At 59.2% G+C, this 23,530-nt stretch carries 18 protein-coding genes; 11 read left to right on the top strand and 7 right to left on the bottom strand.

All coding sequences use genetic code 11. From position 1 onward, the window contains the following. Positions 1 to 92: 92 nt before the first annotated feature. Positions 93 to 683 (top strand): hypothetical protein, encoded by a 591-nt coding sequence (locus CTT34_RS13030; protein WP_159342805.1) that lies wholly within the window; start codon positions 93 to 95, stop codon positions 681 to 683. Further along, complete coding sequence (locus CTT34_RS13025; protein WP_159342804.1) at positions 670 to 1,257, top strand: toll/interleukin-1 receptor domain-containing protein; 588 nt, start codon at positions 670 to 672, stop codon at positions 1,255 to 1,257. Before CTT34_RS13030 ends, CTT34_RS13025 begins: the two co-directional genes overlap by 14 nt. A gap of 158 nt (positions 1,258 to 1,415) precedes the next feature. Here CTT34_RS13025 and recD read toward each other — a convergent pair whose 3' ends face one another. From recD to CTT34_RS13005, 4 genes are all read right to left on the bottom strand, one after another. After that, positions 1,416 to 3,671, bottom strand: a complete 2,256-nt coding sequence (gene recD / locus CTT34_RS13020; RefSeq protein WP_159342803.1) for an exodeoxyribonuclease V subunit alpha — start codon at positions 3,669 to 3,671, stop codon at positions 1,416 to 1,418. Beyond that, on the bottom strand, positions 3,668 to 7,342 hold the full coding sequence (recB, locus tag CTT34_RS13015) for an exodeoxyribonuclease V subunit beta (protein WP_159342802.1): 3,675 nt from the start codon (positions 7,340 to 7,342) through the stop codon (positions 3,668 to 3,670). The genes recD and recB overlap by 4 nt, the downstream gene beginning before the upstream one ends. Positions 7,343 to 7,454: 112 nt before the next feature. After that, positions 7,455 to 7,991, bottom strand: a complete 537-nt coding sequence (locus CTT34_RS13010) for a hypothetical protein (protein WP_054641496.1) — start codon at positions 7,989 to 7,991, stop codon at positions 7,455 to 7,457. Then, positions 7,988 to 8,296, bottom strand: coding sequence for a nucleotidyltransferase domain-containing protein (locus CTT34_RS13005; protein WP_159342801.1), 309 nt, complete (start codon positions 8,294 to 8,296; stop codon positions 7,988 to 7,990). The genes CTT34_RS13010 and CTT34_RS13005 overlap by 4 nt, the downstream gene beginning before the upstream one ends. Before the next feature lie 183 nt (positions 8,297 to 8,479). On the opposite strand from CTT34_RS13005, the gene pncB reads away from it, so the two are divergent. Beyond that, entirely contained in the window at positions 8,480 to 9,676 is a 1,197-nt protein-coding gene (gene pncB, locus CTT34_RS13000; protein ID WP_159342800.1) for a nicotinate phosphoribosyltransferase, read from the top strand. A gap of 66 nt (positions 9,677 to 9,742) precedes the next feature. Further along, a complete protein-coding gene (locus CTT34_RS12995; protein WP_159342799.1) occupies positions 9,743 to 11,314 on the top strand; it encodes an ATP-binding protein in 1,572 nt (523 codons plus the stop codon). Positions 11,315 to 11,327: 13 nt separating this feature from the next. Here the strand turns inward: CTT34_RS12995 and recC are convergent, their stop codons facing one another. Continuing rightward, positions 11,328 to 14,882: an exodeoxyribonuclease V subunit gamma gene (recC, locus tag CTT34_RS12990; protein WP_159342798.1), complete on the bottom strand. Its 3,555-nt coding sequence runs from the start codon at positions 14,880 to 14,882 to the stop codon at positions 11,328 to 11,330. 145 nt (positions 14,883 to 15,027) lie between these two features. On the opposite strand from recC, the gene CTT34_RS12985 reads away from it, so the two are divergent. From CTT34_RS12985 to chrA, 4 genes are all read left to right on the top strand, one after another. Beyond that, entirely contained in the window at positions 15,028 to 15,348 is a 321-nt protein-coding gene (locus tag CTT34_RS12985; protein ID WP_159342797.1) for a type II toxin-antitoxin system RelE/ParE family toxin, read from the top strand. Beyond that, positions 15,345 to 15,638 carry a helix-turn-helix domain-containing protein gene (locus tag CTT34_RS12980; RefSeq protein WP_062372690.1) on the top strand — a complete coding sequence of 98 codons (294 nt, stop codon included), beginning with the start codon at positions 15,345 to 15,347 and terminating at the stop codon, positions 15,636 to 15,638. The genes CTT34_RS12985 and CTT34_RS12980 overlap by 4 nt, the downstream gene beginning before the upstream one ends. Before the next feature lie 95 nt (positions 15,639 to 15,733). Next, positions 15,734 to 17,419 (top strand): dihydroxy-acid dehydratase, encoded by a 1,686-nt coding sequence (ilvD, locus tag CTT34_RS12975; RefSeq protein WP_159342796.1) that lies wholly within the window; start codon positions 15,734 to 15,736, stop codon positions 17,417 to 17,419. Between the two features lie 101 nt (positions 17,420 to 17,520). Continuing rightward, positions 17,521 to 18,717, top strand: coding sequence for a chromate efflux transporter (chrA, locus tag CTT34_RS12970; RefSeq protein ID WP_159342795.1), 1,197 nt, complete (start codon positions 17,521 to 17,523; stop codon positions 18,715 to 18,717). 54 nt (positions 18,718 to 18,771) lie between these two features. On the opposite strand, the gene CTT34_RS12965 is transcribed toward chrA, so the two are convergent. Beyond that, the gene (locus CTT34_RS12965; protein ID WP_159342794.1) at positions 18,772 to 19,044 is read right to left on the bottom strand and encodes an XRE family transcriptional regulator; all 273 of its coding nucleotides are present in this window, start codon (positions 19,042 to 19,044) and stop codon (positions 18,772 to 18,774) included. Between the two features lie 215 nt (positions 19,045 to 19,259). Between CTT34_RS12965 and purE the strand changes: the two genes are divergently transcribed. The 3 genes from purE to CTT34_RS12950 all read left to right on the top strand — a co-directional run bounded on the left by purE (position 19,260) and on the right by CTT34_RS12950 (position 22,703). Next, entirely contained in the window at positions 19,260 to 19,778 is a 519-nt protein-coding gene (gene purE, locus CTT34_RS12960) for a 5-(carboxyamino)imidazole ribonucleotide mutase (protein ID WP_159342793.1), read from the top strand. Positions 19,779 to 19,811: 33 nt separating this feature from the next. Further along, entirely contained in the window at positions 19,812 to 20,942 is a 1,131-nt protein-coding gene (locus CTT34_RS12955) for a 5-(carboxyamino)imidazole ribonucleotide synthase (RefSeq protein WP_254436379.1), read from the top strand. 141 nt (positions 20,943 to 21,083) lie between these two features. After that, the gene (locus CTT34_RS12950; RefSeq protein ID WP_159342791.1) at positions 21,084 to 22,703 is read left to right on the top strand and encodes a diguanylate cyclase domain-containing protein; all 1,620 of its coding nucleotides are present in this window, start codon (positions 21,084 to 21,086) and stop codon (positions 22,701 to 22,703) included. Here CTT34_RS12950 and CTT34_RS12945 read toward each other — a convergent pair. Continuing rightward, positions 22,681 to 23,505, bottom strand: a complete 825-nt coding sequence (locus CTT34_RS12945; RefSeq protein WP_159342790.1) for a TraX family protein — start codon at positions 23,503 to 23,505, stop codon at positions 22,681 to 22,683. The two genes, CTT34_RS12950 and CTT34_RS12945, sit on opposite strands and share 23 nt — an antisense overlap. Between the last annotated feature and the right edge of the window lie 25 nt (positions 23,506 to 23,530).

Below are 23,530 nucleotides of genomic sequence, written 5' to 3'. Positions count from 1 at the left end.
CTTGGATTGCTCTGCGTCTTCCAAATGCGATTGAAAAAGCAACCCGTATCCGTAAATCAAGCTCATACTAAAGCAATCACTGTAGGTCAATTATGGCAGGCGTTGTGAAAAGAAAATATCAATCCGAGACAATGAGGTTGCAAAAATCGTTTACTAGGCCTTTGAACTTAATTTCAGAAGCTTTACCTGCTGAGTATGATAAGTATTTACTATTAAAAATGTTTAAAGAGTTGTTTCCGATAATGTGGAGTGAATTGATTCAACGATATGAAAAATATGATAGCAAAGATAAATTCCTAGCTAAAATTGGCAAGAAGAAAAGGTACTATCATGATCAGCCTGAAGTGTTTTTCTTTAACTTGCCAAAAGTTAAACATATGATTTCAAATGGTCAGCGTAAGAAACATGAGATAAGTTTTAACGAGAAAAGTGCTCAGTTGGCTTATCGCGCATTGTTAGATAAAGCAAATAAAAATAAACGTGCTCATGAAAACAAAATGTCATCTACAAATAAAGACTTGCAACTCGTGGAACCACTATATATTGATGTTTTTATTTCTGCTTATCATAAGAAAGGCATAACAGTCCAAGGTAAAATAGAAATTTTTCATGAGCTGAAAAAATACAATAGCGGTAAAGTGATAGAGTTTTTCCAAAAGCTTAATGACAGTGAAAAAAAATAATCAAATTAGAAGAATGGCATTTGAATATCTTCAAAAATTAGGTTTTTTAGTTAGTTTAAGAAAGAAGTTCAAAGGAAAAGTCAAAGCTTATAACACAGAAAGAGACATATTTAATGTTTCTCCAGAGGATTTGTATCAGAGGCTAGAGTCGAACACTGTGCAGAATAAAAAGTCATTCCATGTTTTTATCTCGCATAGTTATCAGGACTCTAGCTTAGTGCGACAAGTTAAGTCGTGTCTTAATAATCATGGCCTGACTGTATATTGTGATTGGACAAGTGATAATGATTTTCTAAAGAGAGATTTAGTAAGTGACTACACTAAGATGGTGTTAAAGAAACGAATTGAACAATCAAAGTCTATAGTTTTTCTGCAAACTAATAATGCTGTAAATGCTAAAGGTTTACTTTCATCTCCGTGGGTTTTAATGGAGATAGAGTATGCGTTGTCAATTGGCAAGCCTGTATATAGTTTGAACTTTTCTAATATTGATGAGCTTTTTGAAAAAATTAATTTCGAAATTGATGGTGATATCGAAATTAGTAATGATGAAATTAGCAAGATGCGCACATGACAATGTAATCAAGCTTGGGCTAAAATATTTTCTTAGTAAGTTTTTTGTTAATTTTAACCAAGCATTTTATCTGCTTAATGAGGCGTTGATCAGAGGCATCTAAAAGTCTGCTTATGGCCGAAAACCGACACTACCAGCGCTGATGGTGTTGGTTTCAATTAACCCCCAACCCCACTAACCCTAACAACCTCCCTAACCACTGCCTCGTTCAACACCCCGCGCTTGGCTTCCACCACCGTAAGCCATTCGCGGGCGCGGGTAATGCCTGTGTATACCAGCTCGCGGGTCAGGATGGGGTTCAGCGTGGGCGGTAGCAGTAGGGCGGTGTGCAAAAACTCCGAGCCTTGGGATTTGTGGACCGTCATCGCAAACACGGTTTCTACTGCGTGCAGGCGGGAAGGCAGCACCCAGCGGATGGGTTTGTCGGTGTCGCTAGTGGGGAAGGCGATTCTTAATAACTTCTGCTGTGGGTTGCGCGGGTCGGGCACGGCCAGGGTGATGCCGATATCGCCGTTCATTAGTTTCAGGCCGTAGTCGTTTTGGGTAACCAATACCGGGCGGCCCTCAAACCAGCCTTTCTCTAGCGTGTAGTCGCTGCCGTACAGCAGCTTTTCGCGGCGCAATGTGCTGGCGATGCGCTGGTTTAAGCCTTCTACGCCCCAGGGGCCTTTGCGCAGTGCGCACAGCAGCTGGAAGTGGCTGTAGGCGCTGAGTACCTCGCTGGCCCAGGCGTCAAAAGCGGTTTGGTTCTCCTCGAAGGATTCTCCCCGTGGGCGCTGGGCGTGCAGCACGTTGAGGTAGTGGCGGTAGCCGGTGGGCGGGGCGATGGGCTGGCCTTCGCGGTCGGTGCGGCCTTCGCCGTTGCCTGCAAAACCGCTGGGGCTGCCGTGAATCACCAGCTTATCCAGCGCGGTGTCGTCATTCATCACCAAATGGTGAATATCCGAGTAGCCGTGGCGCAGCACGGCGCTTACCGCCTGCTGTTTTTCCCGTTCGCTTTGGGCATGGCCCGGCTGGTTGATGGCTTTGGCCAGTTGGCCGATGCCGCTGTGTTCATTGAAGCGGTGGCTAACCCGCAGCATGGTAATGGCTTGGTCGAGCGGTTGGCCTGCGGGGTCGATGAAATCCTCAGGCAGCGGCTGGCCGGTGGCCTGGGCTAGCCAGTCGGCGGTGGCCGGGGTGTAGTGGGCGGCATCGGCGCGGCGGCATAGGTCGCCGAGTACCGAGCCTGCCTCTACCGAGGCGAGCTGGTCTTTATCCCCCAGCAGAATGCACTGGGCGTGGGCAGGCAGGGCGCTGAGGGTCGCGGCCATCATTTCGATATCCACCATCGAGGCTTCGTCGATCACCAGTACGTCCAGCGCCAGCGGGTTGGCGGCGCTATGGCGGAAGTGGCGGGTGTCGGGGCGTGCGCCGAGTAGGCGGTGGAGGGTGGTGACTTCTGTGGGAATCGCGATCTCGCTGGCTGTTGCCGCAGGTGAGTGTTCACTGAGTAGCGTTGCCAACTCAGCGAGCGGTAACGCATCCACCTGCCCCGCAATAGATTCGTTCAAGCGGGCGGCGGCTTTGCCGGTGGGGGCGGCTAGGCGGATGCGCAGCGGCTGGCTGGGGTGCTGGGCCAGTTGCTGGGTTTGCAGCAGGGCGAGCAGGCGTACCACGGTGGTGGTTTTACCGGTGCCGGGGCCTCCGGTAATGATGCCGAAACGGCTGCCGGCGGCCAGGGCGCAGGCGGTTTTTTGCCAGTCTAGGCCGTTGCTTTGTTTGAACAGGATGTTCAGGGCTTGGGGGAGTAACCCAGGGTGACTGGCGTCACCCGTCGCCCAATGAATTGGCCTCCCACTTTGGCCTTCTGTGCCCTTGCTTTCTGTGTCGGTTGCTTCCAAGCGTGCGGCGATGTGTTGGTGCAGGCTTTGCTCGTACTGCCAGTAGCGGCGCAGGTAGAGCCGCGTGTTGGGGGTGCCGTTGGCTGAGTGAGTGGTCACTACGACCAGCGGTGTGTTGCCGGGGCCTTCGCTGGTGAGCAGCGGGTGGTGCAGGGCGGCTTGCCATTCGCTGAGCGTGAGCGTGGCCAGCACGTCGCTGGGTAGCGGCGGCGGGTCGGTGAGGTCGTCCCCTTCGGGGGGTAGCGAAAGGGCGAAATCCGGCGCGTTGAGCGTGGCGTTAATATCCAGGCATACGTGGCCGCGGCCTAGCTGGTGGCTGGCAAGTGCTGCCGCCAGTAGCAGCAGCGTGGGGGCGTTTGGGGCTTCACTGGCTAAAAAGCGCACCAGGGCGCGGTCTAAATCCCGAAGCCAGCCTCGCGCTACCCAACGTTCGCACAGGGCCAGCAGTTCCGGGGTGCTGCTGAGTGCCGGGTGGGCGCTGGCGGCTTCGCCGAACATATCGAAGGTGTGAGTATCGTGCTGGCGGCTCATGCCGTGGCCTCCTGCTGGGTGGCGTGTGGCTCGCCTGCAAACAGGCTATCCAGGGCTTCGATGAGTTCAACCGGGGCGGGTTCGCCCACCACGCCGCGCCCAGGGCTGCGGCTGCCGCGTAGAAATACCGTCATCGAACCGCCCAAATGCTGATGCGGGTCGTAATCCGGCAGGCGCGCTTTTAATAGCCGGTGCATGGCGAGTAAGTAGAGCGCGGCCTGCAGGTCGTAGCGTTTGGCCAGCAGCGCGTGGCGCAGTGCCTCGGGTTCGTAGGCGCTGTCGTTGGGGCCTAGGTAGTTCGATTTCCAGTCCAGCACGTAAAAGCGCCCCTGGTGCTCGAAGGCCAAGTCAATGAAGCCTTTCAGCATGCCGTTGAGTGTGTCGGCATCCAGCGCGGGGCGCTCTACTCCTGGCAGTAAGTGCTTGCTTACCAGGGCATCGATGGCTTGGGTGTTCACCCGCTTGGCGGCAAACCAGAACTCTAGCTCTACTTGGTAGCTTTCTAACTCATTCAGCGCCACGCTTTGCGGGGTGGGCGCGGCCAGCGGTAGCGGCGTGGTGAGCAGGGCGCTTAGCCAGCCCGCCAGCGGTTCTTGCCACGCTTGCCAACCGCGTAGCTGCACCCGTCGCCACAGCATGTCGTTGAGGGCGTCCATATCGTTGGCGGCGGTATCGAAGCCTTGCTTGCCCGCCCACTCCAGCAGCCCGTGCAGAAAGGTGCCGGGGCCGGGGCCACGGGGGAATTTGTGCAGGTGATATGCTTCCGGTTGAGATAGATCCCGAGGTTCATCCAGCACTTCAAAGGCGGTGGCTTCCTGGGCGGTGGTGGGTTCCAGCGGTGGCAGTACCGGGGCGGTGAGCGTGCCGGAAAGCCGCAGCGCAGAGTAGCTGGCAATCCACCAGTGCTCTTTGGCGGGGCGCATGGGCGTGCGGGCGTGGCCCAGCGCACTGCTTTGCTCCACTTGGGCCACGCGCTCTGCGGTGGGCGCGGGTGGTTGGTGAATCTGTATCTCGCTGCCTTCTACCAGTTCGTCGAGCGCGTTATTGAGCGCCTCCGGTGAAAGGGCATTGCCGCCTTTTAGCAGGTAGCCCAGCGCGCTGTTTTCCAGGCCTTTCAGCGGGGCCAGCCCCAGCCAAGTGGCGTGGCGGGCGCGGGTAAGCGCGACGTAGAGTTTGCGCAGGTCTTCCCCCAGCCGTTCGCGGTCGGCGGTGGCGAGTATCGCGTCATCCGCTTCTAGGCTGAGCTGTAGGTTGCCTTCGCCATCGTGCCAGCGCAGTGGTACGTCCTCGGCTTTGACCGGGCGGTGGTTGGCGATGAAGGGCAGGAATACCAGCGGGTACTCCAGCCCTTTGGATTTGTGGATGGTGACCACTTTGACCAAATCTGCGTCGCTCTCCAAGCGCAGCTTGTGGCTGTCGCCGTGGCTTTCTGGCTCGGCAATGGCGTCAAATAGAAAGCGAATCAGCGCGTGTTCGCCGTCCAGTTCGGCGCTGGCCTGCTGCAGCAGTTCGCCTAGGTGCAGCAGGTCGGTGAGCAAGCGCTCACCCTCTTCAAACTCCGCCAGCAGGCGGGCGGGAATATCAAAATCCACCATCATGCGGCGCACCAGCGGCAGCACGCCTTGGCGCTGCCATAGGCGGTGGTAGTGGCTGAACTGCTCTACTCGCTCTTCCCAGGCCAGCTCGTTTTGCTGCAGGTGGTCTAGCTCCGCCAAGCTTAGCCCCAGCACCGGCGTGGCCAGCGCGGCGCGCAGGTGCGCTTCGGCCTGGCGGGAGCTAGCCAGCGGCTCGGCGCAGGCGCGCAGCCAGCGCTCTACCTGGGCGGCCATGGGCGAGCTAAACACCTTATCGTGATCAGAAAGATACACGCTCTTCACTCCACGGCTGGCCAGCGCTAGGCGAATGGCGCGGGCTTCCTGCAGGCCGTTCACCAGCACCGCCATATCCGAGGGCTTGAGCGGGGTGAGCGCGTCGTCGGTTTGAAAGCCGCTCTCGCCTTGTTGGCCTGCGCTGAGCAGTTCCGCCATGTACGAAGCGCAGCGTTCGGCCATCTCGGTCTGGTAGGCGGTTTTGGATAGCGGCTCGTCGGCGGCCAGCGGCCAGAGCGTCATGGCGGGCAGCGGTTGGCCCTGGTGAACGAGCTGTTCGCTTCGGCCTTTTGCGTCTACCGGCAGAAACGGCAGCGGGTTGTCGCCGCCTTCTTCGCGGAACAGAAACGCTCCGGCCGGGTGCTCATCGGCGTAGCGGAAGCAGTGGTTCACCGCCTCTACCATGGCGCGGCTGGAGCGGTAGTTGGTGCCCAGCGTCACGTGGCGGCCTGCGGTGTCTTCGCGGGCTTTTAAGTAGGTGAAGATATCCGCGCCGCGAAAGGCGTAAATGGCCTGCTTGGGGTCACCGATCAGCAGCATGGCGGCGTCTCGGCGGGGCTTGGCGACCTCATACACCGCGTTGAAAATACGGTACTGGATGGGGTCGGTGTCCTGGAACTCGTCGATCAGCGCCACGGGGAACTGGCGCAGTATCTGCGCGGCCAGTGCCTCTTTATTGGGGCCTTGCAGGGCGCGGTCCAAATGGGTGAGCAGGTCGTTGGGGCCCATTTCGGCGCGTCGCTCTTGCTCCCGCTCCAGTCGTACTTTGCACCACTGCACGGCGTGAATCAGCAGGTCGTTGCGCGGCTCGGGCAGGGCGTTTAGCGCGGCGGGCAGCTCGGCCAGCGCTTCCCAGGCAGCGGGGCAAGGGGGCGCGCCCACTTTCCATATCTCGGCCATGCCGTCTGGGGTGAGGCGTTTCCAGGCGGCATCGGTGAGCGCAGGGCGGGTGGCGTCGCTGTCGCACCACTCCCGCAGCGCGCCTAGCCAGTTGGCGCGGCTTTTGGCGTTGAAGCTCTGGCCTTTGAAGGCTTTGCGCTTGGCGGCGTCTTCCAGCGCAGGTACTAGGTCATCCAGCCACGCAGGCCAGGGGGCTTTTAGCTCGGCTAGGCGTGCGCTGCGCTCGGCTTGGGCGGCGCTTAGGGTTTGCTCTGGCGCGGGGCGCGGGCTGCCTAGAGCTTCGCTTTCGGCCAGCAGTTTGCGCACCTGCCCGTGGAGCTGGTCCGGCGACTTCCAGTAGCCGGTAATGCTACCCAGCGCTTCGGCGTCCAGCGGGTAGTAGAAAGTGCGCCAGTAGTCGCGCACTACCTCCTGCTCCAACTCTTGCTGGTCGTTTTCCAAATTGAGCGAGAACAGGCTGCCGCTATCGAAGGCGTGCTCCCGCAACATGCGGTAGCACCAGCTATGGATGGTGGAAACGGCGGCTTCGTCCATCCACTCGGCGGCCAGCTCCAGGCGGCGGGCGCAGGCGGGCCACGTGGCCTCGGGGTATTGGCTGCGCAGCGCCAGCAGAAGTGAGTCTTCACCCTGATGACGAAACACCGCCGCCGCTTCCACCAGCCGGTGGCGGATACGTTCGCGCAATTCTTGGGTGGCGGCGTTGGTGAACGTGACCACTAGGATTTCCGGCGGGGTGAGCGGGCGTACGAAGGCGGTGTCGTCTTCACTGTGCTGCCCGCCCAGCACCAAGCGCACATACAGCAGCGCAATGGTGAAGGTTTTCCCCGTGCCCGCGCTGGCTTCAATCAAACGGCTGCCGTGAAGCGGCAGCGTCAGCGGGTTCAGCGGGGCGGGCTGGCTCATTCTCATTCTCCGAACATCACGGCAGGCGGAAAGCAAAGCGCCTTTGGCGGGAAGCCAAAGGCACCGGCACTATATCGCGTTGCCAAGAGCTGGGCAAAAGAGCAAAGCAGCGTTAGAGGCTGGTTTGAAAGACGGTGTCGAATTCGTTAGAGAAGTCTTGGGTGGCAGGAAAAATGCCCAATTGTTCAGCACTCCATGTCACTAGTCTTTTTGAGGTAACAAGGAGAACGTCGGCAAGTTCGTTCAGCAAGTTAAAGTGCTCTGCTATTTGTGCATAGTGCGTCGAGTAATCATGAGCGGCAATATTGCGAATAGCGCGGCAGCGCTGCCAGTCACTGGTAGCGTCCACGACGCCTTGCTTCTCGAACAGCGAAAGGACTTTGAGAAAGCTGTCAGTAGACTCCCCTGCCAACAGAGCGCTGTGCCGCATAGCAGAAGCAATAGAGTCCTGTAGCTTGGCAAACCGCTCATTGATAGCGGCCAGTGTTTCAAAAAGGTCGACATCTTTTTTATGGTCGGCTAACCAATCACCGTCCAAAGGCCATGTGACTTTTTTGCGTGATTGATGAAGAAACCAAGCGCAGCGCTGAATGGCTTCAAGCAGCTGCGCCAGATAGCGCTGCTGTTCGCTAAGTACATCCTGACTCATGCGGCTTCCTCAAGCGTCATTGGCCGTGATTGGGCGAGTGCAATGGCTTGAAACGGAGTAGGTTCAGCTGTTGTGACGTAGGTCACGATATCGAGCGGTAGCTGGAGGCGTTGTTCTAGCGCCATTTTGAGCTCAGCACAGGCGAGTAGCGGGATGGCGTTGGGGGATATAAGCAGCAGATCGACATCGCCGCCTCGCTTACTATCATCTAGCCGCGAGCCGAAAACATGCACTGCCACCGAAGGCCCTACAAACTCACGGACGCCTGACAGAATAAGCTCGCGCTGTGATTGCGAAAGACGCATGGAGTCCGCTCCTAGTGATAAACCGGTGTTTAAATGGTAGCACTCTACTCACGATAGCAGATAGCCGCTCGCCCACCTGCTAGCCACAGTAAACAGGGGGTAGGCTGTGAGGTATCGTCGCCAACTGGTAATCTAGCGGGCTAGCCGCTCTTGGCGATCTGTTGATGCTGGTGAAGGGATCTCATGCTGACCTCGCTTCTGGATAACGATTTTTACAAGATCACGATGCAGAATGCCGTGATTAAACGCTTCCCCTATGCCCATGCCCGCTACGCGTTTATCAATCGTGGCGAGCATGCGTTTCCTGAGGGCTTTGGTGAGGCGCTGCGCGGTGAAGTGGATCGCATGGCGACGCTGCGCTTGTCGGATGAAGAGAAGCGCTACCTGCAAACCACCTGCCCTTACCTAGACCCCACCTATCTCGATTTTCTGGCGGGCTTTCGTTACGACCCCAGCGAAGTGACGATCGAGCAGCAGGGCAGCGAGCTTTCGGTGGTGATGGAAGGCCCGTGGTACCGCACCATCTTGTGGGAAGTGCCGCTGATGGCGCTGATCAGCGAGCTCTGGTACCACCTGCGTGGCGTGAGCGTGTCGGAAGATGACGAAGCGCTCATCGAGCAGCGCACACGGGAGAAAATTGAGCTGTACCGCCAGCACGGGCTGAAGATAGCCGAGTTTGGCACCCGTCGGCGTTTCTCGTTTGCGGTGCACGACCGGGTCGTCAAAGCGCTGCGCCACTACGGCGGCGAGGCGTTTAGCGGCACCAGCAACGTGCTGCTGGCCATGCGCCACGGGGTGAAGCCCATCGGCACCCACGCTCACGAGTGGTTTATGTTCCACGGCGCTCGCTTTGGTTTCAAAATGGCCAACAGTTTGGCGCTGGAGCACTGGGTGGATGTCTACCGGGGAGATCTAGGCATCGCGCTGACCGATACGTTTACCACCCGCGCCTTTTTCGAGAGCTTCGATAAGAAGTTCGCCAAGCTGTTCGACGGCGTGCGCCACGATAGCGGCGACCCGATTGAATTTGCCGATGCCACCATTGCCCACTACCAGCGCCTGGGCATTAACCCGCTAAGCAAAACCATCATCTTCTCCGATGCCCTCACGCCTGAAAAAGTGGAGCGCATCCGTGCCTTCTGCCAAGGGCGAATTGGCATGGCCTTTGGGATTGGCACCAACTTCACCAACGATATTGGCGTGGCGCCCATGAACATGGTGATCAAAATGGTCGAGGCCCGCCCCGAAGGGCAAGGCTGGCTGCCAGTGGTGAAGCTGTCCGATGTGCCCACTAAGAACACCGGCGACCCGGAGATGATTGCGTTGGCGAAGCGCATTTTATCGCTGGGTGGAAAGGAGGATGAAAGCCCGCTGATCTGACTCTGCCCGAATCAGCCGCATGCTAAACTGCTTTTCATATCGCTGTTTTTTGTTCTGGAGGCCGCCGTGCAGGATGCCCATCGCCGTAAGCTACCCATCGGGATTCAGACGTTCTCGGATATCCGTGAGGGCGACTATTACTACGTCGATAAAACCCCGCATATCGAGCGCTTGGTTAACCAGAACAAATACTACTTTCTCTCGCGGCCGCGCCGCTTTGGTAAAAGCCTGTTGCTGGATACGCTGCGCTGCTTGTTCGAAGGCCGCCAGGCACTGTTTGAAGGGCTCCATATTCACGATAAGTGGGACTGGCAACAGCGTTACCCGGTCATTCGTATCAGCTTTGCCGATGGCGTCATGCAGAGCCGTGAAGAGCTCGATGAGCGTATTCGTGATCAGCTTCGGGTCCAGCGCGAGCGGCTGGGCATTACCCAACACCACAAGACGGATATTCCCGGCGAATTTTCTACCTTGATTCGCAGCGCCCACCAGCAATATGGTCAGCGGGTGGTGGTGCTGATCGATGAATACGACAAGCCGATTCTGGATAACATTCTGGAACCTGAGCGTGCTCGGGAGGTGCGCGAAGGGCTGAAGAACCTCTACAGCGTGCTGAAAGACGCCGATCCTCATTTGCACTTCGTGCTGCTCACCGGGGTTTCCAAGTTCAGTAAGGTGAGCTTGTTTTCGGGGTTGAACAATCTGCGCGATATTACCCTGTCTCCCGACTATACGACCATTTGTGGCTACACCGATGAGAACATCGATACGGTGTTCGCGCCGGAGCTACCCGGCCTGGATCGTGAGGAGATTCGCCAGTGGTATAACGGCTACCGCTGGGGAGGCCGTGAGGTGGAGTCCGTCTATAACCCCTTCGATGTGCTGCTGCTGTTCCAGGAGCAAGAATTTGGCCCTTACTGGTTCGAGTCTGCTACGCCGACATTTCTGGTCGATATTCTCAAACAGCGGGGGGTATTTACGCCCTCACTAGATCACTGGGAAACCGAGTATGAACTGCTCAGCCAGTTCGACGTCGACCACATAAGTACCGAGGGCTTGTTATTTCAAACCGGCTATCTGACCATTCAGCAGGTGGAAGAGCCCTTGCTGGGATACCGCCAGTACACGCTGGGCTTTCCTAACCGTGAAGTCGAAACCAGTCTCAACCACGCCTTGTTGCCATCGCTGGGGGTCGAAAATGCCCCGCGTGAACGCAGAACACTGTTTCGCCATTTAAGTCAGCATGATCTTGTCGGGCTAGAAGCGCACCAAAAGGCGCTTTATGCCGGACTCCCTCACGACTGGTATCGCAACAACCCGATTGCTCGCTACGAAGGCCATTACGCCAGCGTGTTCTACAGCCACTTTGCGGCCCTGGGCCTGGATGTGACGGTGGAAGATGCCAGCCACCACGGCAAGGTGGATATGAGCGTGGATTTTGGTGGGCATATCTACCTGTTCGAGTTCAAAGTGGTGGAGCAACTGCCGGAAGGTCAGGCGCTGGCGCAAATCAAACACAAAGGGTATGCGGACAAGTACTGCGCCTCTGGCAAGCCCATACACCTGATCGGCGTCGAGTTCTCCAGCATCAAACGCCAGATCGTGGCGTTCGATGTGGAAACGCTCGACGCTATGTAACACCCACGCTGGTTTACCCTTTGACCGCCTGGTGAAGCGGCGCGTAGAGCGCTTCTGTGAGCGTAGCAAAGGTGTGCCCGTTGGCTTGCTCTACGAATAGCCGCTCGAAGCGGGGCCACTGGTGGTTTAAATACGCGCTTTGGGCCACTTCACCGGTTTGGTAGCGGCCGCCTTCATAGGCGGTTTCGGCGGCGGCGTAGGCGTCGCTGTCTCGGCCTTTTTCTTGCGCCATGTCCGGCGTGCCTTGCTTACTTAGCCAAGCAAACGCGGCTTGCGGTGCGAGCGGCAGCGGGGTTTCTAGGCCCGCTTGCCACGCGGCTAGCTGGGTTTCTAAATGCTGGCGGGCGGTCTCGGCATCCACCGGCGCTAACGTGACATGCCCCGCTTTGGAGAGCAGTTGCGTCGTCATCGGGCCATCCAGGTTGCCCGCTAGGTGCGCAACCCAAGGGCGCAGCAGGTGGCTCCAGCGGTACTGGCCGCGCCCGCTGCCTTGGCTAATCAGGCTGCTACTGAGCAGCAGCAGGCGGCAGCGGTGGCCTGCTTCGTCCTGGCGCAGCTCACCCAAGGGCTCTTCCAGCGTGAGGCCATGGGCTTCGAAGTGAATCATGGTGTCGGGCAGGAGATGCGGCCATGCGTCTAGCGCTGCTTCGTAGGCGTTGAAAAGCGCCTCCATGGGTTCAGCGAGTGCCGCGCGCATGCGTTCGCCGAACGCGCCCATGGCTAGCACGCCTTGGCCTTGAAAGCGCTCCAACGCGTCATGCAATGCTTCCATGCGCGGCTGGCCGTTATCCACCGCGTGGCGCTGGGCGGCAATCAGCTGGTCTTGGAGCTGCCAGTTTTGCAGGCCATCCAGGGCGAATGGCTCGGCGTCCAGCTCGGCGATGGCTTCCTGCTCGAAATAGACCCCCAAGCGAGTATTGAAGAAGCTGCGCACCGGCTCGCGCAGAAAGCTGCCCAGCTGCCCAAGCGAGAGGCTGGTGGGGGCGTTTTCCGGCGCTGGCAGCGTGCGGCTAGCGGCGGGTGGCGTGCGCGGGGCGTGCACCTCGCGCCATTCGTGGGCGTAGGTGAACAGCCGGCTTGCTGGGCTGTTGAAGTAAGCGCGGCTAAAAGGCTGCAGCGGATGCTCGGTGGTGAGTGTTTCCAGCAGCGGCGCGCCGTTTTCCGTTTGCCAGCCGGCTTCCAAGTGGTCGCGCAGCTGGCCCACCAGCACCGAGGGTGGCAGCGGCGTATTGTCGATCTGGCTGCGGCCGACCCAGCTCACGTAGAGCTGGTCGCGGGCGGAGAGCAGCGCTTCAAGAAACAGGTAGCGGTCGTCTTCCCGGCGGGAGCGGTCGCCGGGGCGGTAGTCGCTGCCCATTAGGTCGAAATCCAGCGGCGGCTGGGAGCGGGGGTACTCGCCGTCGTTCATGCCCAGCAGGCACACCCGCTTGAAGGGAATGGCACGCATGGGCATCAGCGTGGCGAAGTTGACCGCCCCGGCCAAGAAGCGCTGGGAAAGGCTGTGTTCATCGATCTGCGCTAGCCAGTGCTCCCGCACCATAGAGAGCGGAAGCGGGTCGTTGAGTTCGGCTTCCCGGCTGCTTTCCAGCATCTGCTGCAAGCCGCTTTCTAGCTTGGTGAGCATGATGCTCTCTTGGGCATCGTCGGTAAGAAAGAAAGTTTCCAGCAGCTCCCGTAGCCGCGCAACCCAAGTAGCGGCATCGGTGGGTTGGCAGAAGCTCTCCCAGGTGGCTTCGAGCTTCTCCAGCAGCGTCGCCAGCGGCCCAGCCAAGCCCGCCTCCAGCCCGCCGATATCATCAAACGGTTCGATGCCTTGCCACGCGTGGCCGTCGCCCACGGTATAGCCCAGCAGCAGGCGGCGCAAGCCGAATGCCCAGGTGTTTTGGCTCAGCCCGCCGGGTAGTTCCAGCCGCTGGCGCTGCTTGGCGTTGAGCCCCCAGCGGATGCCCGCGCCTTCCATCCAGCGCTCTAGCACCGGCAGGTCACGCTCTTCTAGGCCGAAGCGCTGGCGCAGGGCGGGGACATCCAGCAGGTCGAGTAAATCGCTCACCGACAGGCGCAGCTCCGGCAGCCTTAGCAGCTTTTCCAGGGCAATCATCAGCGGCAGGCGGTGGCGGCTGGCCTGGTCGGAGAGCGTGTAGGGAATGTGCCTCGGGTCGTCGGTGGGCAGCTGGCCAAACACCGCTTCGATGTGCGGCGCGTAGCGGTCGATATCCGGCACCATGACGATGATGTCCCGTGGGCGCAAATACGGGTCGGCGCTGAAGGCGGCCAGCAGCTGGTCGTGGAGAATCTCCACTTCCCGCTGGGGGCCGTGGGCGATATGGAACACGATGGAGTCATCGGCAGCGGGCAGTGCGGGCCAGTGGCCTTGCGTTTCCGCCACCGGGCGCAGCTCGCGGATGTCGTCTTGCAGCTGGCTGAGCAGGCAGTGGCGATCCTCGCCGCTGAACGGCTCGAACATATCGATGCGCAGTGCTTGCTGCTCGAATAGAGTTTGGTAGTTGCCTGCGTCGTCGTGCTCATCGAGCAGGCGCAGGTAGTCGCGGCCCTGCTTGCCCCAGGCGGCTAGCAGCGGCTGGGCGTGCAGGTGCAGGGCGTCATCGGCATCGCCGGTGCCCAGTACATCCAGCGCTTCGGGCATGCCGGTTTTGCGCCGCTGGCGGTAGCGCTGGGCGCGCAGCAGGTCTTTGTGCTCGATGATATCCGCCCAGTAGAACTGGCAGGGGTTGTGAACGCACAGCACGATTTGGCAGCAGCGGGAGAGCGCCGCCAGCGCTTCCAGGGTTTGCTGGGGCAGCGATGAAATACCGAAGATGATCAGCCGACGAGGCAGCCCCGGCGGGCAGTCTTGGCCTTCCAGGTGCTCGGTGGCCTTCAAGAAACGCTGGTGAACCTGGGCGCGGCTGCTGTTCAATCCGGCATCGCCTTGGGTGGCGGCCACATCGTCCCGCAGGATGCGCCAGAGCGCGGGCTGCCAGCGCTGATGCTCTTCCAAAGGGCGGTGCTCGCCTCTGGCGGTAATTAGCACATCGTGGCCGTTAGCCCAGGCGTCCAGCCAGTCGGCGCGGTAGACCTGATACTGGTCAAACAGATCCGCCAGCCGCTCGGCCAGTTGGTAGTGCTTGCGCTGGTCGCGGTCAATTTCTAGAAACTGCGCCAGCGGCTCGAATACCGGCTGCCCAGCCAGGGTAGGCAGCAGGCGCAGCAGCCGCCATACCAAGCGCGATTTATCGAACGGCGAGGTTTCCGGCACGGCATCGGCGTTTTGCGACACGTGAGTGAGCACCGTGCGGTAGGCCTGCCATAGAAACCGCGCGGGCAGCATCACCTCTAGCGCCGCCGCAATGCCCGCGCCGCCGTTCTTAGGGTCTTCCGCCAACGCCAGTTTTAGCCACTGCCCAATACCGTTGCTCTGCACCAGAATGGTTTCGTTCTCCAACGGCCCCAACGGCTGGCGGCGCATCCACTCCACCGCCAAACCGCGTAAATCTTCCAAGCGGTTAGCATGTACCACCATAAAACCGGGTGGGAGCGAAGTGGGGGAGAACAAAGCATTGGCAGGCATACGGCGGCGTTCCTTCACGGCAATCAGCGTCACGGGTGGTGGTGAGGCTATGGTGCCATAAGTTGGGGGTACTCGCGTGTATCTGGAGTAGGAACTTTTATGTACGTTGAGTTATCATAAAAGATAACTTGAGCGGGGTTATGCTATGGAGTGGCAGGTTGAGTTTTATCCAGGTGTCGAGCAAGAAATTTTAAGTATGCCGCCCAAAATACAGGCCAGAATGCTCCGGTTACTGGAGATGGTAGAGACTCATGGCGCTAACCTTGGGCCACCACACACGGAATCGATGGGCGACGGTTTGTTTGAAATTAGGGCAAAGGCAAAAGAGGGAATTGGCCGTTCTCTGTTTTGTTATGTGCATGGGAAACATATTGTCGTTCTTCATGCGTTCGTCAAAAAAAGCCAAAAAACGCCGCGTCAGGCGTTAACGTTAGCGCGGACAAGACAGCGCGAGGTGCAGTCATGATGAACTTAAAAGCACTAAAAGAGCAGGCGCTTCAAAACCCTGAAGTAGAGGCGGAGTATGAACGTTTGGCACCGGAGTTTGCCTTGGCTTCCACACTGATTTCTATGCGCCAGCGTGCCGGGTTGACCCAAGAAGAGCTTGCCAAACGCTTGGATACACAAAAAAGTAACATTAGCCGCTTGGAGCGGGGAAGCAGTAACCCCGGCTGGAAAACATTACAGCGCTATGCACACGCCTGTGGTTTTGAGCTGACGGTACATGTTGAACAACAAAAACAGCCAGCCCATTAAGCAGTCAACGCGCTGCAATATTGGAACTCTCCTTGCGTCATCGGCTTACCGCCGCCAAGCTGTGGCCTTTGCCATGCAATTGAGAGGAGTCCGTGATGACCGAGCCGACCAACAATAATACCCGCCGCCACTCTGCCCCGGTGGTGGATGGCCCTGGTAAAGCGGCTAGCCGCGCCATGCTGCGCGCCGTGGGCTTCAACGATGACGATTTTCAAAAGCCTCAGGTAGGTATCGCGTCTACCTGGAGTATGGTGACGCCGTGTAATAGCCATATTGGTGAGCTGGCGGAGCTTGCCCGTGATGGGGCCGATGCCGCCGGAGGCAAAGGCGTGGTGTTCAATACCATTACCATTTCTGATGGCATTGCCAACGGCACCGAAGGCATGAAGTACTCGCTGGTCTCGCGGGAAGTGATTGCCGACTCCATCGAAACCGTGGCGGGCTGCGAAGGCTTTGATGGCTTGGTGGCGATTGGCGGCTGCGATAAGAACATGCCGGGCTGCGTGATGGGGCTGGCACGGCTCGATCGCCCCAGCGTGTTCGTTTACGGCGGCACCATCATGCCCGGAAAGGGCCACACTGATATTGTCTCGGTGTTTGAGGCGATGGGCGCCCACTCCCGTGGCGACATCGACCTAATTGAGCTGAAAAACATCGAGGAGACCGCCATTCCTGGCCCTGGCTCCTGTGGGGGCATGTACACCGCCAACACCATGGCCTCCGCCATTGAAGCACTGGGTATGAGCCTGCCGGGAAGCTCGGCGCAGAATGCCATCTCCCAAGAGAAACGCGACGACTGCAAAGCCGCTGGCGAAGCCGTGCTGGCGCTGCTGGCGCAAGACATCAAGCCCTCCGATATCATGACCCGCGAGGCGTTCGAGAACGCCGTGACTGTGGTGATTGCCCTGGGTGGCTCCACCAATGCGGTGCTGCACCTGATTGGCATGGCGCGCACCATCGGTGTCGAGCTGACCCTGGCAGACTTCACCGAGATCGGTAAGCGCGTGCCGGTGCTGGCCGACCTGCGCCCCAGCGGCCACTACATGATGAGCGAGCTGGTGGCGATTGGCGGTATCCAGCCGCTGATGAGAATCCTGCTGGATGCTGGGCTGCTCAACGGTAACTGCTTAACCGTGACTGGTAAAACGCTGGCGGAGAATCTCGCTAACGTCGAGCCGTACCCGATGGATCAGCAAATCATCGCGCCGCTGGGTAACCCGATTAAAGCCGAAAGCCACCTGCGTATTCTGTTTGGCAACTTAGCGCCGGAAGGGGCGGTGGCGAAAATCACCGGTAAAGAGGGCACGCGCTTTAGCGGCTCGGCACGGGTGTTTGGCTCGGAAGAGGAAGCCCAGGCACGCATCAATGACGGCACCGTGGTGGCGGGCGATGTGGTGGTGATTCGCTACGAAGGCCCGAAAGGCGGCCCCGGCATGCGCGAAATGCTCACGCCTACCTCGGCCATTATGGGCCGTGGCTTGGGCAACGACGTGGCGCTGATTACCGATGGCCGATTCTCCGGCGGTAGCCACGGTTTCGTGGTGGGGCATGTCTCTCCAGAAGCTTTCGACGGTGGCCCGCTGGCGCTGGTGGAAGATGGCGACCCGATCACCATTGATGCCGAAGCCGATACCATTGATGTGCATATCAGCGATGAAGAGATGATGCGCCGCCGTGCGGCCTGGCAACAGCCTGAGCCGCGCTATCGTAAAGGCGTGTTGGCGAAGTATGCCAAATTGGTCAGCTCGGCCAGTACCGGTGCGGTGACCGACCAAGAATAATCTGTGAAGAGTCACCGGCACGATTAGGCTGTCACTAAGTCGTCAAGCGCAAGGCGTACCCTGAACGCTTTGCGCTTTTTAATGGGTAAACGGTGGGCACGATGTCAGAAAAGAATCCGGTTCGAGGGCGGGCCAACGAGGTGTTCTGGGCATTTTTGGCGCTGGGGCTGACCTCGTTCGGTGGCCCCGTGGCGCACCTGGGCTACTTTCGCACGGCGTTTGTCGAACGCCGCCAGTGGCTCAGCGAGCAGGCCTACGCGGATTTGGTCGCGCTGTGCCAGTTCTTGCCGGGTCCCGCCAGTAGCCAGGTAGGCTTTGCCTTAGGGTTGATGCGCGCAGGCCCCTGGGGGGCGGCAATGGCGTGGCTGGCGTTTACGCTGCCCTCTGCCATCGTGCTGGTGCTGTTTGCATTGGGTACGGCAGTGCTGGATGGCCCGGTGGCCAGCGGCATCATTCACGGCTTGAAAGTGGTGGCGGTGGCTATTGTGGCCCACGCGGTGTGGGGCATGGCGCGCAACCTCTGCCCGGATAAAACCCGCACGGGCATTGCTCTGGCAGCGGTGTTCGCGGTGGTGCTGGTCAGCGGGCCGTTGGGGCAGGTGGCGGCGATTGTGCTAGGTGGCGTGGCGGGTCTGCTGCTGTGTCGCCAAAGCGCTGCAGCATCGTCTAGCGAATCGCTGCACTTCCCGGTGACACGCCGAGCGGGCACGCTAGCATTAGGTTTATTCGCCGCTTTGTTGGTGCTCTTACCGCTGTTAGCGGCGAGCACCGGTTGGTTGAACGTCGTCGATGCATTCTACCGTTCAGGCGCGCTGGTATTTGGCGGTGGCCATGTGGTGCTGCCGCTGCTGGAAGCGGAAGTGGTGCAATCGGGTTGGGTCACGGCAGATGAGTTCTTGGCGGGGTACGGCGCAGCTCAGGCGGTGCCGGGGCCGCTGTTTACGTTTGCTGCTTACTTGGGGGCGCTGCTGCCAGGGATACCCAGCGTGATTGGCGCGTTACTGGCGCTGCTGGCGATTTTTGTGCCGGGATTTTTGCTGCTGGTCGGCGTGTTGCCGTTTTGGAATCAGTTTCGCCAGTGGAGCAGTGCTCAAGCGCTGATGCGTGGTGCCAATGCGGCGGTGGTGGGTATTTTAGGCGCGGCGCTCTATCAGCCGGTGTGGACCAGCGCCATTCTTGGGCCTTACGAGTTCGTGCTGGCGTTGACGGGCTTTTTGCTGCTCACCGTGTGGAAACTGCCGGCTTGGCTGGTGGTCATCGTAGTGGCGTTGGGCGGCGTCATGATTCCGCCCCAGTAACCGGGGCGGGAAGATGCTCAAGCGGTGATAGTTAGCGTGGCGGTGGCGTGACTGCTATGGCGCCTCCAGCTCTAACGTGCGACGCAGGACATTCAGTTCATCGATGTCCAGATGCTCCAGCCTTCCGGCGAGCAGGTCGCTGATCTTTTGCACTGGTAGGCCAGCCCGGCGGGCGATTTCACGGCTTCCCAGGTCTGATACGGCGATCAGGCGGGTAATGATGCGCATGAGGCGCGTACGTTTTTCAAGTTCCCTGACATCGAGGTCAGGGCTGCTTCGCGGAGGATCCAGCGCTTCTGCGTGAGCAGTTGAGTATGCCGTACTCATGTGACTCCATCAGTCGGAAATGACAAGCACACAATGCCGCCAACTCACGCGGTTTTCAATGCTTAATTTGAGGAAAATTTCACGCCTCTCGTCACCCCCGCAAACGCCCGTAGCTCTGGTAAACTATGCGCCTTCCTATTTCTGAGTGAGCGGCGCGTTGCGCGGCTTATGGACTGCTTTCTAGCTTGAAGAGGCCGTTGGCCGAGGAGTTTTGCATGTCGAACAGCGCACCCAAGGTGGGCGTGATCATGGGGTCGAAGTCGGATTGGCCGGTCATGGAGCACGCGGTGGCGATGTTGGAGCGGCTGGGCGTTCCCTACGAAACCCGTGTGGTCTCGGCGCATCGCACCCCCGACCTGCTGTTCGAATATGCGAAAAGTGCCTCTGAGCGCGGCCTGCAGGTGATCGTGGCCGGCGCCGGTGGTGCCGCTCATTTGCCGGGTATGGTCGCATCACAAACGGCGCTGCCGGTACTGGGTGTGCCGGTAGAGTCCAAAGCGCTCAAGGGGTTGGATTCGCTGCTCTCGATTGCCCAAATGCCGGGTGGCATTGCGGTCGGCACCCTGGCCATCGGCAAAGCCGGTGCGACCAATGCGGGCCTTTTGGCGGCACAAATCGTGGGCCTGCAGGACAGCGCCGTACGTGACGCCGTCGAAGCCTTCCGTACCGAACAGACCCAACTTGTTCTGGATAACCCCGACCCGCGCCCCGACGCCGACCCTCAGGCCCAATAGGTAGCCATCATGAGCGCACAGAGTGCAAACCGTATGATTGCAAAAAATATTGGTGTCCTTGGGGCAGGCCAGTTGGGCCGTATGCTGGCACTGGCGGGCTATCCGCTAGGTAACACCTTCACGTTTTTGGATACCACCGGTAACCCCAGTGCGGGTATCGGCGAGGTGATCGTCGACCCGGATAACCAGCACCTGGCGGCGTTTCTCGAGAAGGTCGACGTGGTGACCTACGAGTTCGAACACCTGCCTGTGGCGCTGGTTCAGCAGATCGAGCAGCATAAGCCGGTGTACCCTGGCAGTCGCGCCATTGCGGTGTGCCAAAACCGGGTAGAAGAGAAGGCACTGTTCGACCGCTTGGGTATTCCAACACCCGCTTACCGCGTGGTGGAAAGCGCTGAGCAGCTCGCCGCCGCTGCCGCCGAGCTGGGCTGCCCGGTGGTAGCCAAGTCGGTCACTGAAGGCTACGACGGCAAGGGGCAAGCGGTGCTGAAAGCGCCGGAGCAGGCCCAAGAGGCGTGGGAGGCCATTGGCCATTCACAGCTCATCGTCGAGGCTTTCGTCGATTTCGTGCGCGAAGTCTCGATGATTGCCGTGCGCGGCCGCGATGGGGAGGTGGTGTTCTACCCCATGGCCGAAAACCAGCACGTGGGCGGCATTCTGCGCTACTCCGTGGCGCCGCTACCGGATTTGGACGCCAGCGTTCAGCAGACGGCCGACAGCTACATCCGAGCGCTGCTGGATGAGCTGGATTACGTAGGCGTACTGGCGCTGGAGCTGTTCCAAACCCGCGACGGCAGCCTGTTGGCCAATGAAATGGCCCCCCGGGTGCATAACTCCGGCCACTGGACGATGGATGGCGCGGCTACCAGCCAGTTCGAGAACCATTTGCGGGCGGTACAGGGCTTGCCGTTAGGTGCCACGAATGCCATTGCGCCCACCTGCATGGTGAACGTGATTGGCCTAGAAGGCGATAACGCCGCACTGCTAGCCATTGCCGACACTCACTTGCACCGCTACGACAAAGCCGAGCGTCCAGGGCGTAAATTAGCCCACGTTAACGTTGTGGCCGCCACCCACGCCGAGCTGTTGGAGAAAGTCCGCGCTTGCCAAGCGTTGATCCCCGATGCGCCTCCCGTGGAGTGGAGTTTCGAATCGACGCTATAAACGCCTAAGCCGCCTGAAAAGGCGGTTTTTTAATTGCCGACCGCTGCGACTTTTGTGCTTCAAACGTGCTAAAACAAGTGTATTAAAAACAGCCTAACCAATAAGATTGGCGCTAAGCCGACTGAAGAACAGGGAGTTTGTATGTCGCCCCCCACCCCCCTTACTGCCACGGCCTCCGGGCTACGCAGTGGTTATCAACGTGACCACCACATCACCATGCAGCGTTTGCGCGGTGAAAAAGTGCGCTTGCTCTACGACAACCTATGGCAACCGGTACTGAGCAGCGTGCTGGCGGGTGGATTGCTGGTGGCGGCCATGTGGCCGGTGGTGGAGGCTTGGCTGCTGCTGGGGTGGTTTGCGGCGCTAACCGTGATCTCCGTGCTCAGGCTACTGCTGGCGCAGCGGTTCAAGCGACTGCCCGCGCTCCAGCAGCAGCGTCAACGCTGGTTGCGCTGGTTTGCCATTGGAGCCATTGCGTCAGGCTGCGTCTGGGGGGCATCCGGCGTGCTGCTGTTCAGTCATGATCATCCCGGCCAAATTGCGGCGCTCTCGATCGTACTGGCTGGCATTGCGGCAGGGGGCGTGACCACGCTTTCCTCGGTGGGCTGGATTGCGGTTGGCTTCGTACTACCTATTTTATTGCCGCTGAAGATACAGTTCTGGCTCCAGGGCTCGCCACTCTCCATCTTGATTGGCCTCATGCTTGTGCTTTTTTTGGGGTTGATCATTGCCACCAGCCGCCGCTTTAGCCGCACCATCCATGACAACATTGCCCTGCGGGTAAGTATGGCGGCGCGGGAAGCGCAGCTTCGCGAAAGCGAAAATCGCTATCGCTCCATTTTTCAGCACTCGCCGCTGGGGGTGCTGCACTTCGATGAGCAAGGGCAGATTACCGACTGCAACGGCAAGCTGCTGGATATTCTGGGCGTGGAGCGCCCAAAGCTGCTCGGCTACCGCATGCTAGACCGCTCTGCTGACTCTGACGTGGCGCAAGCCGTGAGAGACGCGCTGGAAAAAGGCACCGGGTACTACGAAGGCACCTACCGGCTGCCCAACGCCAGTGTGGGGATCCCTTTGCGGGCGTTTTTCAACGGTGTCCACAGCGCCAGCAATCAAAGGGTGGGCGGTGTGGCGATTATCGAAGACTTCACCGAACGAAAGCGCAGCGAGGCGATCATTTACCGCCAAGCCTACTACGATGCGCTGACCGATTTACCCAACCGACGGCTGTTCATCGAGCGTTTAGAAGCGCTGTGCGGCGAGCAGGCCAGCGACCGGCGCGGTGGTTTGGTGATGTTCATGGACATGGATCGCTTCAAGCTGATCAACGATACCTTGGGCCACGCGGCGGGGGATGACCTACTGGTACAGGTGGCACGCCGCTTGGAGTCCTGTTTGCAGAACGATGATATGGCCGCCCGTCTGAGTGGCGACGAGTTCGTGCTGCTCGCCCTTTTTGAAGTGACGGAGGGGGAGGCGCTCATCGCCGCCGCTGCCCGCTATATGGAGACCGTGCAGCAGGCGCTGGCGGGCAAGTACCGCCTGGAGAGCCGCTGGGTCGAGGTCACCCCCAGCATGGGCTATACCTGCTTCAATGCGGCCGACTGCGACCATGCGGATGTGCTCAAACAGGCCGATACGGCGATGTATCAAGCGAAAACCGAGGGCCGGGCGCGGCTACGCCGCTATCAGCCCTGGATGAGTGACGAAATCAATAAGTGCGTGGCCGAACAGGCTCCTAACCTGCCAGTTGACCGCTAAGCAACAACCACAGGGCAATCAACGCAAAGTGCCCAGGGTACCACGCCAGCCATAAACGGCGGGGCATGGCTAAAGCTACGGGCGGCACTCGCTGAGCTGCGCCTGCGGCAAGCATCAAGACCAGTACGCAGGTGGCGACGGTGAACGATTTGGCCATGTCGGAGGCGTTCATCTGCCCGGCAATCCATAGTACGGGAAACGCCGCTAGCCCCGCCCAGAGGCGAGATTTCAGCACGTTACGAGTTTCGCTGAGCGTCTGCATGGCAAACATAAACAGCGGAATCAGCAGTAGGCCGTTGTGACCATACTCCACCCAGAACCCGAGCAGGTACCACGCGGTCACGCCGACGGCGGCTCCCAGCATCAGCCAGCCCAAACCTAAGGTTTGTTGCTGGTAGTGTTGCCACCCCTGGCGCACCAAAGCACCCAGTGCCAAGCCGCTGGCCAGGGTAAAACAGACGTTCAAGATGAACGCATCGGAGGCGCGGGGCATTAGCATATAGGGGAGCTGCGCGGCGATCCCGATGATCAATATTCGCCGTGAATAGCGCAGCGGGTTGCGGGTGTTGAACAAGCCGTGCCACGCCACCATGGCGGCAAACAGCGGAAACGCTATGCGCCCAATCGAAGAGCCCGCCCAGCTTAAATCCCAATCTCCAGGCAGTACGTAGCGGGTGAGGTGATCCACGGTCATGGTGAAGAGCGCCAACCACTGCCCCCAGGCCGTCCAGTGGGATGAGGGCCGTAGCGCGGCCGCCGCATCTGTGGCTGGGGCCGAGTGAGCCGCCGTTGTTTCAGCCATGCTACCTCCTTGTATGTGGTTCAGT

It is taken from the genome of Halomonas meridiana (assembly GCF_009846525.1).
Taxonomy (GTDB): domain Bacteria; phylum Pseudomonadota; class Gammaproteobacteria; order Pseudomonadales; family Halomonadaceae; genus Vreelandella.
The sequence above is the reverse complement of the archived record's forward strand: the minus strand, read 5'-3'. Positions and strand labels throughout refer to the sequence as shown.